This window comes from Filimonas zeae (assembly GCF_014641615.1).
Taxonomy (GTDB): domain Bacteria; phylum Bacteroidota; class Bacteroidia; order Chitinophagales; family Chitinophagaceae; genus Filimonas; species Filimonas zeae.
Genome location: NZ_BMIB01000001.1, coordinates 1,586,073 through 1,601,065, shown reverse-complemented (window position 1 = coordinate 1,601,065; position 14,993 = coordinate 1,586,073). Strand labels below are relative to the sequence as shown.

At 42.9% G+C, this 14,993-nt stretch carries 10 protein-coding genes; 1 reads left to right on the top strand and 9 read right to left on the bottom strand.

The genetic code is table 11. The annotated features are described in order from the left end of the window. Window positions 1-29: 29 nt before the first annotated feature. Window positions 30-851, bottom strand: a complete 822-nt coding sequence (prmA, locus tag IEY13_RS06390) for a 50S ribosomal protein L11 methyltransferase (protein WP_188951098.1) — start codon at window positions 849-851, stop codon at window positions 30-32. A 154-nt stretch (window positions 852-1,005) separates the two neighbouring features. Between prmA and cls the strand changes: the two genes are divergently transcribed. After that, window positions 1,006-2,466, top strand: a complete 1,461-nt coding sequence (gene cls / locus IEY13_RS06385; RefSeq protein WP_188951097.1) for a cardiolipin synthase — start codon at window positions 1,006-1,008, stop codon at window positions 2,464-2,466. 66 nt (window positions 2,467-2,532) lie between these two features. Here cls and IEY13_RS06380 read toward each other — a convergent pair whose 3' ends face one another. The 8 genes from IEY13_RS06380 to pnp all read right to left on the bottom strand — a co-directional run bounded on the left by IEY13_RS06380 (window position 2,533) and on the right by pnp (window position 14,873). Then, a complete protein-coding gene (locus IEY13_RS06380; protein WP_188951096.1) occupies window positions 2,533-3,063 on the bottom strand; it encodes a hypothetical protein in 531 nt (176 codons plus the stop codon). A 47-nt stretch (window positions 3,064-3,110) separates the two neighbouring features. Further along, window positions 3,111-4,445 (bottom strand): DUF4302 domain-containing protein, encoded by a 1,335-nt coding sequence (locus IEY13_RS06375; RefSeq protein WP_188951095.1) that lies wholly within the window; start codon window positions 4,443-4,445, stop codon window positions 3,111-3,113. A 28-nt stretch (window positions 4,446-4,473) separates the two neighbouring features. Next, on the bottom strand, window positions 4,474-5,388 hold the full coding sequence (locus tag IEY13_RS06370; RefSeq protein WP_188951094.1) for a substrate import-associated zinc metallohydrolase lipoprotein: 915 nt from the start codon (window positions 5,386-5,388) through the stop codon (window positions 4,474-4,476). A 34-nt stretch (window positions 5,389-5,422) separates the two neighbouring features. After that, entirely contained in the window at window positions 5,423-6,880 is a 1,458-nt protein-coding gene (locus IEY13_RS06365; RefSeq protein ID WP_188951093.1) for a RagB/SusD family nutrient uptake outer membrane protein, read from the bottom strand. Between the two features lie 31 nt (window positions 6,881-6,911). Further along, a complete protein-coding gene (locus IEY13_RS06360; RefSeq protein ID WP_188951092.1) occupies window positions 6,912-10,562 on the bottom strand; it encodes a SusC/RagA family TonB-linked outer membrane protein in 3,651 nt (1,216 codons plus the stop codon). Window positions 10,563-10,809: 247 nt separating this feature from the next. Beyond that, a complete protein-coding gene (locus IEY13_RS06355; RefSeq protein ID WP_188951091.1) occupies window positions 10,810-11,853 on the bottom strand; it encodes a FecR family protein in 1,044 nt (347 codons plus the stop codon). Window positions 11,854-11,943: 90 nt separating this feature from the next. Continuing rightward, complete coding sequence (locus IEY13_RS06350) at window positions 11,944-12,513, bottom strand: RNA polymerase sigma-70 factor (protein ID WP_188951090.1); 570 nt, start codon at window positions 12,511-12,513, stop codon at window positions 11,944-11,946. 191 nt (window positions 12,514-12,704) lie between these two features. Beyond that, window positions 12,705-14,873, bottom strand: a complete 2,169-nt coding sequence (pnp, locus tag IEY13_RS06345) for a polyribonucleotide nucleotidyltransferase (RefSeq protein ID WP_188951089.1) — start codon at window positions 14,871-14,873, stop codon at window positions 12,705-12,707. Between the last annotated feature and the right edge of the window lie 120 nt (window positions 14,874-14,993).

The following is a 14,993-nucleotide window of genomic DNA, read 5'->3' as shown; positions in this document are numbered from 1 at the left end:
CCAGGGTCGGACGACAAATATAGGGGAAACTAGTTACTACCTGCACGCATGCAAATCCACTTCTCCCTTTTTACTGTTTCCATATGGGTTATACCTGCTTTAACAATCGCCTCTTTTATGTCTGTTTCGTCCTCTTCCAGCAAGCCACTCAATAGAATAATTCCACCCTTTTTTAACTGAACCGCTAAATCCTTCATATACGCTAACAATATGTGTTTGTTGATGTTAGCTAATATTATATCAAATAATTTTTCGGTTGCCGGATGATCCTTTTTTTCAATTTCAATTTTTGTACATCCATTCGCGGCCAGATTTTCTTTCGCATTTTCAATGCTCCAGTCGTCGTTGTCTATCCCTAATAATTCCCTGGCTCCCATCTTCTCTGCAAGCACTGCTAATATGCCTGTACCAGTGCCAAAATCAAAAACTTCTTTGTTGGTAAAGTCCAGTTTAGCCATCTCCTGCATCATCATATAGGTAGTAGCATGGTGGCCGGTACCAAAACTCATTTTAGGTGTAATTACTATTTCATACTTTACCGAAGTAATAGGCGCATGAAAGGAAGCCCTGATGGCTGCAAATTCATCCACTACTACAGGCTCAAACTGCGATTCCCATATACTGTTCCAGTTTTGGTCCTGAATCTCTGATAATGAATAACTAACACCATTTTCTTCTGCAACCGTTTTAAACCATGCTGCATCAAATGTATCCTTCTCTACGTATGCTTTCAGTTCATCGCCCTCTTCTTCAAAGCCATTGCTGCCCATTTCCGATAATAGTGCTATCATCGTTTCCTTCTTAATTACCTCATCCATTCCCTTCAGGGCAATCTCAATATACTCAGCCATTTGTTGTATTTAGCCCGCAATATAAACTACCAGATACTCCTGTTTGGTATACCGGCAGGCTTAATTATTCATTAGAATACAAATTACGCCGTAAAAAATCATGCCCTGGCAACCTTTCCCCTATTTTTAAGTTAAATACAATAAAAACGGCCACATGTTACTAGGTATAAACGAGATAGTTAGCATAGGATTAGAAGTTGCGTACGTGGTTAGTATTCCCTTTGCCCTCATGATCATTTTTCAGAACAGATCGCCCTCTAAAACACTGGCTTACTTGCTTTTGTTCTTTGCGCTTCCCATTGTGGGCATCCTCATCTACTATGTTTTTGGCGAAAACTACCGCAAGAAAAAGCTGTACAAGCGAAAATTTACCCGCGACCAGGCCTCTTTTGAACGGTATACCAATTATCTGGCTAAACTATCCGAACACCTGATAAGAAACCATGCAGAGCAGCTCCAGGGCAGTGAACAGTTGATACGCCTGGTATTAAAAGATACCGGCCTTCCGCTTTCTATTAATAACGAAGTAGATCTGCTGCTGAATGGGGAGGAAAAATTTACTGCCATGTTTGAAGCCATTGAGCAGGCCAGGCACCATATCCACATGGAGTACTATATTTTTGATAAAGGATTGATAGCCAAAAGACTGAAGGATATTTTGCTCAAAAAATCGAAAGAAGGAGTCAGCATCAGAATAATTTACGATGACTTTGGCACTGATCTGGGATTCAGCACTTTACGCGAATTACGGAAAAGTGGTATTGAAATTCTTCCGTTTTATCGCATCTGGTTCCCTATTGTATCTAACAGGCACAACTATCGCGACCATCGTAAAATTATAATTGTAGACGGCAAAGTAGCTTTTACAGGGGGAATCAATATCTCAGACAGATATGACAATAGCATAAAAACCAACAAATTATATTGGCGCGATACGCATTTGAAAATTTCCGGCGAAGCCGTTAAACAGTTGCAGTATCTGTTTTTTATTAACTGGAATTTTTGCGCAGATGCGGAACTACCTGTTACACAAGATTACTTTCCGGATGTACCACATGTACATAATAACCAGTTGGTACAATTAATTCACAGCGGCCCGGATAGCGACAGGGCCAGTATTATGATGAGTTATTTTGCGGCTATAACGCTGGCGCGAGACTATGTGTATATTACCACCCCCTACTTTATACCCAACGAAAGTCTGCTTACAGCGCTTAAAACAGCCGCCCTGGGCAAAGTAGATGTTCGCCTGCTGGTACCTGACCAATCAGATTCCAGACTGGTAAATGCCGCCTCGCAAAGCTATTATAGCGAGTTGCTGGAAGCTGGCGTAAAAATTTACCTGTACCAGAAAGGCTTTGTACACGCCAAAACCATGGTAGCAGACCATTGCCTGTCTATAGTAGGATCGGCCAATATGGACATCCGCAGCTTTGATCTGAACTTTGAATTGAATGCCACTGTGTATGATGAAAAAGTACACCAGCAATTAAGAGAGGCATTTGAAAGGGATATTGCAGATAGTGTGGAGATTACTCTGCCGGAATGGGAGGAAAGAAGCCGTATGAAGAAAATGGGCGAATCGTTTTGCAGACTCATATCCGCCATATTATAAAAAAAGGGCTGGTGAAAACTTACGTTTTACCAGCCCAACACCTATGTACAAGAAAACAGCGATTGCTTAGTCTTTGATGTTATAGTATGCTTTAACGGCATTGTAGTCGTTAAAGTCTACAGGAGAAGAGCCACCTTCAGTACGTGCACTTGCTTTTACACCACCAGGGATGATAACATAGCGATAGGTACCTATGCCAGCACCATTCTGACCAGTAATAGCAGATAAAGTATTAGCCCATACCTCAATACCGCCAACAAACAGAGCAGGGCGGATATAAGTAGCACCCGTAGCGTACGGCAATGGGAACACATACGGCTCAGCTGCAGTACCTAAGTTGAAATACACATGAACTTCACCCTTGTTGATAATGTCAGCAGTGATTTGTTTAGATTCAAAAACGGTCAACCAACGCAGTGTATCAGTTGCACTTGGGGTACCCCATTGGCTGATATCAGCACTAAGCCAATCTGAATAAATAACGTTTGCCATAGCAGAGTCACCTTGAGGACCCTGATCGCCTTTTTTACAGGAAGTGGTAGTCATTAACCCTGCAACCAGCACCAGGCTTAAAGCGCCTAATAAAATTCTTTTCATGATTTCTGTTTTTTATAGTTATGATTAAAAGATTACTTGCCTGTTTATTACCATAAATACCATCTCATCCAGGAAGTAGCATCGGAAGCGCTTACCATGTCGTAAGTTTCGTCGTCAATCCTCACCAGAAATACACCGGCGGAATTGTACATCCACTTCCGCCATAAATCAGCCCCGCCCGTTGCAGGAAATGGAAAATCTCCCAGTGGGGTGGCATGCTCAGTCAATATCATACGGCCGTCAGGAGAACTATGATCTACAATGCAATTAGAACCATACATCAGGCTAACTGCTGTTTGCGCCTGATTCAAAAATATAGGGGCGAAACCATCAACAGTACCACTTAATGTACCTGGCTGATAAAACAGATAATAGTTTCTATAGGTGCCTGTACTATCGTTAAAAGTAAGCGTATCTGTTCTGTAAGCATTATTAACGCCGTTTATTCTGATACCGCCGGTATTATACCAGTAAGTACCTGCCTCTCCGGCGGTAACACGGAAGTTAAAAGCTGAGTTTCTTTCAATAGCAACAGGAAGATTTGCACCAGCCATTGTTACGGTAACGTTACCCAGCTTCATGCTGAATGATTTGTTAGCGGCATCCCAGGTAATATCAGTAAACCCGGTAATTCTGCCGAGTGGGGTTGGAATAGGCTTCAGCAATACCATACCAGTACCATTGAAATAATACCGTGAGCTATCTCTGTAAGTATTACCTCCGTTTGTAAAAAACAAGGTTACAAAACGTTGCGCAGTATCCAGTGACATCTGAAAAGGAGTACTTCCCGCGGTAAATACTTTCCAGTACTGTAATATCTTACCATAATTATCACTCAGCGCCATCGCCTTCTGCAGGCCGCCGCTTGAATAACTGGTAGCTTCTGCCTGGCTGGCGCGTACTAAACGCATTTTAGAAGCATGCTTTCTGCCAACCAGGTTAATGGTATCTGCAGTAGCATTATCAAAATAAAACTCAAAATCTACATTATATCCGGTACCCAGTCCACCACCTGCTACATTCGGATCAGGATCAGCCAATACGTGCAGATAGGTATAGGTATCGAATAATAAGCTGATCTGCTGTAAAGCTTTCAAGCGGTAGCTGCTTTCTTTGGCTACACCAAACTCACCTTTAAAATCAGAGTAAGATACCACCCTGTTTTTATCGTTGAACTTAAAAAAGAAGCTGTATACAGTTCCATCCGGGCTGGTAAGTAAGGCTTTCCAACCATTAGTTCCACCTGCCAGTTGCGTCTGATATTTGTCAATCAGTTCATTAATACGCTCTTCCGGAGTTGTATCAAATGCACGGTCGTTTTTTTTGCTACAGCTGGCCACAACCAAAGCCAGTAAGCATATATATGCAAATTTCATTTTCATAATCAAATACTTTTTACAAGGTTGCTCGTTAATAAATATAGTACTCAACCGATTTTCTCACCCTTTCCTGCAGTCTGTAAAAGTCTATGTTCCAAACAGTTTTAAAATAGCTTACCACAATAGCCTCTTTCTGCCTTAATCTTGATTTTGCCAGCGCAGGAATAGTACCGCGTGTGCTGGTATCCTTAATATTATCTACCAGTCTGTCAAAACCTTCTTTACCCTCGGTAAGCATTATAGAAATCATTTCCACAAAATCTTCGTTGGGATCCTGCATAGAGTAAGCTGTAGCAAAACCATCTCTGTTAGCTTCAGCATCGGTATAGTTAACCCAGTTAGTAGTATACATACCAACGTTTATACGCTTATACTCCGGCGTATAAAGTACAGTCTGGTGCAGAATGTGTGCAGCCTCGTGGTGTACAGTATGAAAAGCCATTTTTGCCTGTGTAGAATCAGAAGGCTTGTAACCTGCATCCTTACTGGTTTTAAAGGTATTTATTTCCAGCAGGTTAATTTTTTTACCCCCTTCTGCTATACCCAGCACCTTGGTGCCGTTAGCAGGGTTATAAATAGCACTGCCAAACAATGCAAAAAACTTGGGAGAATAACGATTAAAAAACACGGTATCTCTTTCAGCAATATAGTTATCAGCCCAAACCTTTTTTACAGAACTCATCAGAGAAATTACCACCTCTTCTCTGGGCGGCACAAAATCTCTCAGAATATACTGGTCCGATACTTCATGCGGGTCCCACTTATATTTCACAGAAATATTGAAAGGATTGGTAAGACTGTCAAGCAGCCATTTGTCAACAACGGTAGGCTCCCAGGTATCGCCACCCAGCCCTGGAATATCCCCTACCGGGTCCAGCTTTTCTTTTTTGCAGGAAGCCATTACTCCCAGAGAAAGTATAAGCAGTGATATTTTAACTATTTTCATAAGAAAACTTGTAATACTTAATAAATGGGGGTTATTAACGTGGGTTTAGCTCAACTCCTGACAACACAGCAGACTGTGGTATCTGAAAATATCTGTGGTTTGCATCCAGTCTGTAAGTTTGCCCGTTATTAGTGGTATGTGTTACAGCCAGATCGTTTCTGATAATATCAAACCAACGCATTCCCTCGTGTAAAAACTCTGCTCTTTTGTAAGCCAGCGTAAGGTCTTTCAGAGAGCTTGCCACGTCCTTGCCGTAATAATCGGTAGCCTTTTGGGCAGTAAGCGTATATTTTACCGGATTATAACCGCTGATACGTGTACTTAACCAGGCATTCAGCAAACCTACCGCACCGTTAGAATTCCCCTTCGCAATCATTGCTTCTACACGGTTAAACAACGCCTCTTCCATAGTAAACAGCGGCGTCATAACGTAAGGCCAGCCAATTTCCGCGTTTACAGACGCGCGAACAAAATACTCGTTTACCTTAGGTATAACATTTACATATTCACTGCCGTATACCTGAAAGTTAAATGCATATTCAGCTTTAGAGGTATCGGAGTAAATGGCCGGAACCCTTACTATTAAAGGACGGTTTGCAGGGCTGAAGGCGTAGCGGCTGCTACCAACGTAACGGGCGTAGAGCGACACAGTTTCTGCCAGCAGCAGATTGGCTGGTTCAGTAGCTTTCTGATAAGTAGACATCAGCTCCAGACGCGTCATGTTCTGATAGCTTGTATTCCACTTACGCAGGCGGGTAGCTACATCAGCGTCCGAAAATACCTGTGCGGTATGTGTTAATACAGAATCGTATTGTTTAATATACAGGTAATACCGGGCTGCAAAGGCATGCGCTGCTGCTCTGGTAAAATGGTAAGAAGGTACAGAGTACTTTTCATCCTTAATCAGCGGTAAGCCCTCTGTAAGGTCTTTCTTAATCATATCATATACATACTGTACCGTTTTCCGTTCGTATTGCTTTACTACCACATTCTCAGGCTCTGTTACATAAGGAATACCGGGATCGTTTTTGGCAGTAGTAGCATTATAAAACTTAGAAAACAGGTTTACCAGCATAAAGTGCGAATAAGCTCTGGCTACCAGCGCCTCTCCTTTTTGTGCACTGTAAGCTGCCTGGTTTGGTGCTTTGGCTATAGCACTTAAAGCCTCGTTAGCAGCTGCAACAGCCTGGTAACAAGCGCCCCAGTAGCCTTCCGGAGAATCTTGCTGGTTGGCACGGATTACATCACGGAACATATAAGCATCCTGCGACTCAAATTCTGTAGAACCAGCCGTTCTGTCTGAAGCATTGTCAGAAGCAGCTTCGGTAAACGTCCAGTGGTTCATATTAGGATAGGCCGTTGCAATCAGCTGCGCTACTTTTTCAGGTGAATTCAGTTGCGCACGTACATCGGGGTCTTTATCCAGGAATTTATTACATCCGGCCGATCCCATGGCCAGACCCAGCGTTATATATAAACAAACTTTTTTCATATCAATAAAATGTATGCTCTTCAATAATCAATTAAAATCCTGCTTTCACACTAAGGGTAACCTGCTTTTGAATAGGCTGGGCAACACCACCTGAGTTAAAAAACTCGGGGTCCTGACCTTCCAGCTTCTTATCAGCATATATTAACCATGGGTTCATGGTAGCTACTGAAAAAGACAACATTTTGAATGGTGATTTTTCCAGTGTCTTAGGAGTCAGGTTGTATGAAAGCTGTACACTTTTCAGACGAATAAAGTCTCCTTTAGCAATTCTTGCATTGGAATAGTTATAGTTATTATAAGCATAAGTACCGGCTAATTGTGCTGCAGTAAGGCGGTCTACAATAGCAGGAACAGTACCCGGCACCAGTTCGTCACCAATAACTACATAACGGTCGTAAAACTCTTTAGGTAACGCATCGTAATCAGAGTAACCATTTTTGAAAGATGGATACAGTCTGATTTTGTTACCCCACTGGTACGTAAAGAATACGTTCAGCGTAAACTGCTTGTAGTTAAAGGTATTGTTGAAACCACCGGTAAACTTAGGATCAACCTGACCGTTATACACCAGGAAAGAATCAGCACCTACTGACTGCAGGTATACAGCCTGGTTTTCTTTATTGTTCTCATCTTTAAAAACCGGTGTACCGTTGGTACGGAGCATTCTTACATAATCAATAGAAAACAATCCGTTTACAGGATAGCCTTCAATGTTACCACCTTCCGCTTTTACCAGATCAAATATTAAAGGATCGTTTTTGATGTTGGTAATTTTGGTAGTGTTGTAACCAATAGTTACGCTTGATTTCCAACCCCAGTCTTTAGTTTTTACAATCTGGCCACCTACTACTACATCCACACCGTTCGACTTCATATCCGCATAGTTAGCCAGCTTTATAGCCTCACCACCAATACCGGATGTTTTAAAGTTGCCAATCAGGTCAAAGCTCTTTCTAAACCAAGGCTCAACAGTAGCTGTTAAACGGCCTTTGAATAAGCTAACATCTACACCAAAGTTTAACTGATGGTTCTTTTCCCAGGTAAGATCGGAGTTCTCCAGGTATCTTAACTGAATAACAGATTCGCGCTCAGTAGTATAAGGTCTGTTAGAAGTAGCATTTTTCAATACTACGTTTGAGTTGGTTGCAGGACCTAAAGAAGCTGTTAAACCATAGCTCGCTCTTACTTTCAGGTAATCAACAAACGGAACATTGTCCATAAACTTCTCTTCGTCCACGTTCCAGGCAGCACTCACCGTACCGGTTGGCAACCAACGGGCCGTATTAGAAGAACCTAACTGGTTAGAACCATCGTAACGGCCTACTACTGAAATGCTGTAACGTCTGTCGTACATATAATCTACGTTACCATAAAAACCTACAAAGCGGTCGTAAGTTTTGGCCATTTCGTAATAAGGAAAGTTGCTCTCAATAGTCTGCTTCAGAATGTACGGATCGGTAAAGGCAATACCACCATTGTCGTACTGGTAACCGTAACCCGTGTTAGAGTAGTTCTGTCTGTCTGCCAAACGAACCTGCTGACCAGCCAGGGCTGTTACAGAGTGTTTGTTGGCAAAGGTTTTATTAAAAGAAATAGTGTTTCTGATATCAAAGCTCAACAGCTGGTTTTCGGTACGGTTGTAAAAACCACCGTAAGGCAGTACCACCTGTGGTAAAGATTCCGGATTATCCGGATCGCGGTACAGAAACTTGTTGGCATCTGCAATGGTAGAGCTACCGTTTGCGCGGTAAGCATTGGCCATGTTTGCATTTTCGGTAATCTCATGCTCGCGGGTAGATCTTACATAACGCATAGAACCAATGAAATCCCATTTTAGCGAGCGGGTAAATTTATAACCCAGTTCGCCCTGCAGTTTCAGATCAATCAGATTAATCTTCAGTCTGTTATTTTCCAGTTCTGTAAGAATGTTGAAAGGTGCAAAGTTTCTTCTGAAATATTCACGGCCACCTGCAGAATCAAATGCAGTTAACGCACGTGCTGTATTCAGCGCATAGCTGAAAGGGTTAATGTCAAAGTCGCGGTCAAAAGAACCGGTTACAGGGTTGCTCTGTCTGCTTAAAGTACCAGGAGCGGTCTGCTGTCTGTAAGAACCTACCGTTTGAAAACCGGCAGTCAGCTTATCAGAAATAGTATAGTTGTTCTTAAAGTTCAACGTATACCGCTTCACCTTGTCAGCAACCGTCCAGCCGTTATCATTATAAAAGCTGGTAGAGAAGAATGACTGTGACTTTTCAGTACCGGTAGAAATGCTGATAGAATGTTCCTGTAAGAAAGACTGACGGAACAGGATATCATACCAATCAGTATTGGCATTGGCATAACGCAGTAAGAAATTCTTTCTGGCTTCCGGCGTATTCTTTAATCCAAAATTACCATTCTCATCACCATTTACCAGATCGTACATTTTACCGTACACACCATAGTTAGAGGCGCTGAGCAGACTTGGACTTAATGAACCTTTACGCTCCAGCTCGCCCCATACACTCATCTGCTGGGCAGAGTTCATAATGTTGTACTCATTATAATTAGGCTTGAACTGCGTAGTAAAGTTTCCGGTATAGTTAACATTGGTTCTGCCCGCTTTACCTTTTTTAGTAGTAATTACCACCACACCATTCATGGCTCTTGCACCATATAACGCAGTAGCAGCGGCATCTTTCAAAATATCGAAAGTTTCAATATCGTTTACGTTAACACCTGCAACGGAAGAACCTAACAAGGTAGTAGGGTCACCGCTGGAAAGCTGGTCGTTAGAAATGTTTACCAGATCTTCCAGCACCACACCATCCACCACCCACAGCGGCTTGTTTTCACCATTGATAGAAGTAACACCACGGATACGCAGTTTAGGTGCACTACCAAAAGTACCGGATACGTTCTGTACCGATACACCGGCAGCTCTACCTTCCAGCATACGGCTTACATCAATTACACCATCCATTTTCACATCATCCACTTTCAGTTTAACGGTAGAACCGGTAAACTTCTTTTTAGATACGGTGTTGAAACCTGTTACCACCACATCTTTCAGGTCAGCCGCATCTTCTTCCATTTCAATGGTAAGATGTGTTTTGGCGGCAGTCAGCTTTACGCTGTAAGCTTTATGGCCGGTCATAGTTACCTCTAATATATCACCCGCTTCGGCATCTTTAATTTCAAACTCACCCTTCGCATTGGTAACTACAGTTTTTCCCTTGCCTTTAATAGTTACGCTTGCGCCATCCAGTGGTTGCTTTTTTTCATTCAGCACCACACCTTTAATTACAAAAGGAGGAACAGCTGCCTGATATACTTCGCGGGAAGCAGTTTCAGCCGGCTCTTCTTTTTTTACTTTTTTATTCGCATCATACCTTACCACAATGCGTTCGTCTACTACTACATAAGACAATGGAAACGGTTCCAGTAAAGTGGTAAGTAACTCACCTACTTTCTGGTTTCTGGCACTTACATTCACCTTATTGGTGGCTAATGTGCGGTTACCAGCATAGGAAAACGATACGTTTGCCGCGTTTCCTATCTGATCTAATGCATCCTGTAAAGAGGTATTCTTTAGCTGAATGCTGATCTTTTTGTCTAGTGCTGCCTGTGCATTGGAATAAGATGCATGCAGCGTAGCTACTGTGCTACAGATAATTGAAAAAATAATTGCAGATAGTTTCATGACCCTTACAATTGCGCCATTGAAAAATAGTGGTACCTTTTTTTGCATACCTTTATAAGGTTGTTGGTTGAGTGGATAGGTAAACTGCTACGGTTTTCCAGGCCTCAGGGGCAGTCTGCCTTGTTGAAAAAACTTATCTAACAATGTGTCCTCTGAATGCGGAGGACACTTTTACTTATTTTCTCTTTTACTGGGGGTATGGTTTCAACGATCTCATTAGTTTTGTTTAGGTTCTATTTAGTGATAGTTAAAGACATCCTTCTCCTGTTATAAAATACCCTCTCTCTCCCATATTCTCTACACGGCCATTCAGGCTTAGCGCTATCAGGTGCAGCACTTTCTGCACATCATCCTTCGCGTTAAAATCACCGTAAAACGTACAATTCAGCAGTTCCTTTTTAATAGCAATAGGCGTATTATAAGCCTGCTGCAGATCTTTAATCATATCTGCTACTTTTACACCGCGGTAAATAAACTTGCCGTTTCTCCGCTGTGCAAAATCTGCTGCATCCGGTGCGTCTTTCATTTCTAATACCCGCTGTATGCTATCATAGCTTACTTTATGGTTACTACGCACCACTAACTGCTGGGCGTTATCGTTCTGAATGGCTGCACTGCCTTCCTTTACCATCACTTTACCGGTAACCACCACCACCTCCGCTTTTTTAAGATCGTAGGCTTTTACGTTAAACGATGTACTCAGTACGCGGGTGCTTAATAAGGGGGTTTGTATTACAAAAGGGTGGCCTGCATCCTGCGCCACTTCAAAAAAAGCTTCTCCCTGCAGGTTTACAGTTCTTTCCTCTTCCCTGAAAGCATCCGGATAACTGAAGCTGCTTCCACCTTCCAGCCAAACCTGTGTGCTGTCTGGTAACACCAGGTGCCTGCGCATACCTTTTTCAGTAGCTACCACTATTGTTTTTACGGGTGTAACCTGTCCTTTTATAAAATCCTTCAGCGCATATCCACTCACAATCAGAATCCCTGCAACACTTGCTGCTATAGCTATCTTTTTCCAGGATTTCCGGGTAGTTGTTTCCGGCAGTTCAGCCACCGGTATTTCCTCATTCCCTTCTGCTTCTGTTACCGCTTTATCTCTGGCAATGGCAATGTTCAACCGGTTCAGTAAACGGCTTTCCATTTCCTCCGCATCACCCAAAACCGCTTCATCCCAGGAGGAGCCGGACTGCTGAAAACTGTGATAATAATTGGCAAGCGCATCCATTTCTTCCGGGCGGGCTTTGCCTGAAAGAAACTTATCTATTAGAGATATGAATATTTGTTTATCCACTTACCTGTTTTATGGTAAGTGTATTTTAAAAACGCAATCCCCTAAAAATTAACAAAAAAAATATACAAATTTTACAGTAAGGTAGCCTGATTAACAGGCCATTAGCGTAACAATTATTACCGCCACAGTGTTCAATGAGGCGCGTACACGCTTTAAAGCAATGGTTAATTGGTTTTCTACCGTTTTAGTGGAGATGTTCAGGCGGGAGGCGATTTCTTTATGGGTTAGCTGTTCTTCCCTGCTCAGTTTGTATACCTCACGACATTTATCGGGCAAACCAGCAACTGCACGGGCCACCTGTTTGCTTACATCTTTTTCAGCCATGATAAATTCGGTAGTATTCGCAGCCATTCTGTCGGCCGCTTCATCAAACAAAGCAGTTCTTACCTTACCGGTACGTATCTGCCTGAATACATTATAACGTACAGCAGTATATAAATAAGCGCGGAGTGAAGTAGTAATTTGAATAGTGGTTCTTTTTTGCCATAACTGCAGAAACAAATCCTGAATAATATCCTCGCAGGCACCTTTGTCCTTCAGCACATTGAAGGCGCACATAAACAAGTCCTGCCAGTACAGCATGTAAATCTCATTTAACGCATATTCATCACCAGCAGCGAGGCGATCAAGCAGCACGGAATCATTCAACTTATGAATCATAGCAGATAGTTTGGCATCTGATTAAAAACACAGATTAAGATTTTACCTTAATTGTGCTTTTCACGCAGATTAAATGACATTTCAATTACCACATGTATAATATAACAATGTAATAATAAAAAAAAGCTGTCTGACAAAACGTTTCAGACAGCTTTTTCTGCTAAAAATAGGTATTTACCACTAATTTTTCCTTAGTCGGCAGCCTCTTCAGACTGGCCATTGGCTTGCTGCGGCCTCGGGCTTTGCTCAGGCTTTGGCATAAGCACTTTGCGGCTTAATTTAAACTTACCCGTCTTCTGATCCAGACCAATCAGCTTCACTTTAACCACATCACCTTCTTTCAGCACCCCTTCCAGGCTGTCTAAGCGCTTCCAGGATATTTCGCTGATGTGCAGTAAACCTTCTTTCTTAGGTAAGAATTCAACAAACGCGCCATAAGGCTGAATGGTTTTCACTTTAGCTTCGTACACCTCTCCTACCTGTGGTACGGCAACAATGCCTTTAACCCAGTTAAGCGCTTTAACCACGCCTTCTTTGTTGTTGGAGAAAATGCTTACTTCACCAAAGTTACCCACCTCTTCAATATTAATAGTGGTTCCGGTTTCTTTCTGAATTTCCTGAATTACTTTACCACCGGGTCCGATTACCGCACCAATAAATTCTTTATCGATAATCAGTTTTTCCATGCGTGGTGCATGCGGCTTCACTTCAGCGCGGGCTGCAGGAATACACTCATACAAAGCATCCAGAATGTGTAAACGGCCGTTCAAAGCCTGGCTTAATGCTTCACGCATTACTTCCATGCTTAAACCATCTACTTTAATATCCATTTGTACACCGCAGATACCATCGCGGGTACCGGTTACTTTAAAGTCCATATCACCCAGGTGATCTTCATCGCCCAGAATGTCGGTTAAGATGGCATATTTTCCATCGCCACGGGTAATTAAGCCCATTGCCACACCACTCACGTGCTTGGGAATAGGTACACCCGCATCCATCAGCGCCAGTGAACCGGCACAAACGGTAGCCATAGAAGAAGAACCATTCGATTCCAGTACATCACTCACTACACGTACCGTGTACGCATACTCGTTACCTGGCATCATCTGCTTCAGACTACGCATAGCCAGGTTACCGTGACCAACCTCGCGACGGCCGGGGCCACGCATAGGCTTCACTTCGCCTGTAGAAAACGGAGGGAAGTTATAATGCAGGATAAATTTGGTATAATCTGATTTGGCAGCGCTTTCTACCAGTAATTCGTCCAGAGGCGTACCTAAGGTTACAGTAGTTAACGACTGGGTTTCCCCCCTGGTAAATAAAGCAGAACCGTGCGGCGTAGGCAGCGGATCAACCTCCATAGTCAAAGGACGAACCTGGTCTAATTTACGGCCATCCAAACGTGTGCGGTCGTCAATAATCATATCACGAACCAGTTCCCACTGCAGATCTTCGTAATATTTTTTAGCCTGCTTCTTTGTTTTGTCATCTGCTTCTTCGCCCAGGCTGGCAACCAGCTCATCTTTCAGGGTTTTAAAAGCAGCACTGCGGTCGTGCTTGGCAGTACCACCACGCGCAATAGTTTTTATTTTTTCAGCCGTGAATGCAGCTACTACCGCTTTCAACGCTTCGTTTTGTTCGGGCTTTGGATAATCACGTTTAGTAGAAATACCTACTTTATTACGTAACTCCTGTTGCGCCTGAATCTGAATACGGATAGCATCGTGCGCTACCTGTAAAGCTTTCACCAGATCTTCCTCGCTGCACTCCTGGCTTTCGCCTTCCACCATCATCAGGTTCTTCTCGGTAGCCGCGATTATAAAGTCCATATCAGCTTTCGCTAATTCGGCACGTGTTGGGTTTACCACAAACTGACCGTCAATGCGTCCGATACGTACTTCAGAAATGATTTCTTTAATAGGCACATCCGATACAGCCAGTGCCGCAGAAGCAGCCAGACAAGCTAAAGCGTCGGGTAATATCTCACTATCGCTGGAAATAAGGGTGATTAACACCTGTACATCACAGAAATAATCTTCCGGAAACAGCGGACGAAGTGCACGGTCAACCAGACGGCTTACCAGTATCTCAGAATCGCTTAAACGGCCTTCTCTTTTGAAAAATGAACCAGGGATACGGCCTGCTGACGCAAACTTCTCCTGGTAATCTACTGAAAGGGGAAAGAAATCCTGTCCCTCTCTCGGCTCTTTATTAGCAACAACCGTAGCTAAAAGAATATTGTTACCCTGTTGAACGGTAACGGCGCCATCAGCCTGACGGGCAAGCTTACCCGTGCCGATGGTCACTTCGCGACCACCACCCAGGTCAAAAGACACACTAAATGGTTGTGATAACATAATCAGGTAATTGGGGATGTGTAGCGTGTGTACGGTGTAGCAGTAAGTACAACAAAAGGCGCCCACACCCTGTTTTGCAATCTTATTTACAACAAACAGGATAGCTATACAAAAAACTAT

Coding starts and splice junctions, on each gene's coding strand:
- prmA (WP_188951098.1), bottom strand. CDS start 851: ATGGCTGAGTATATTGAGATTGCCCTGAAGGGAATGGATGAGGTAATT.
- cls (WP_188951097.1), top strand. CDS start 1,006: ATGTTACTAGGTATAAACGAGATAGTTAGCATAGGATTAGAAGTTGCG.
- IEY13_RS06380 (WP_188951096.1), bottom strand. CDS start 3,063: ATGAAAAGAATTTTATTAGGCGCTTTAAGCCTGGTGCTGGTTGCAGGG.
- IEY13_RS06375 (WP_188951095.1), bottom strand. CDS start 4,445: ATGAAAATGAAATTTGCATATATATGCTTACTGGCTTTGGTTGTGGCC.
- IEY13_RS06370 (WP_188951094.1), bottom strand. CDS start 5,388: ATGAAAATAGTTAAAATATCACTGCTTATACTTTCTCTGGGAGTAATG.
- IEY13_RS06365 (WP_188951093.1), bottom strand. CDS start 6,880: ATGAAAAAAGTTTGTTTATATATAACGCTGGGTCTGGCCATGGGATCG.
- IEY13_RS06360 (WP_188951092.1), bottom strand. CDS start 10,562: ATGAAACTATCTGCAATTATTTTTTCAATTATCTGTAGCACAGTAGCT.
- IEY13_RS06350 (WP_188951090.1), bottom strand. CDS start 12,513: ATGATTCATAAGTTGAATGATTCCGTGCTGCTTGATCGCCTCGCTGCT.
- pnp (WP_188951089.1), bottom strand. CDS start 14,873: ATGTTATCACAACCATTTAGTGTGTCTTTTGACCTGGGTGGTGGTCGC.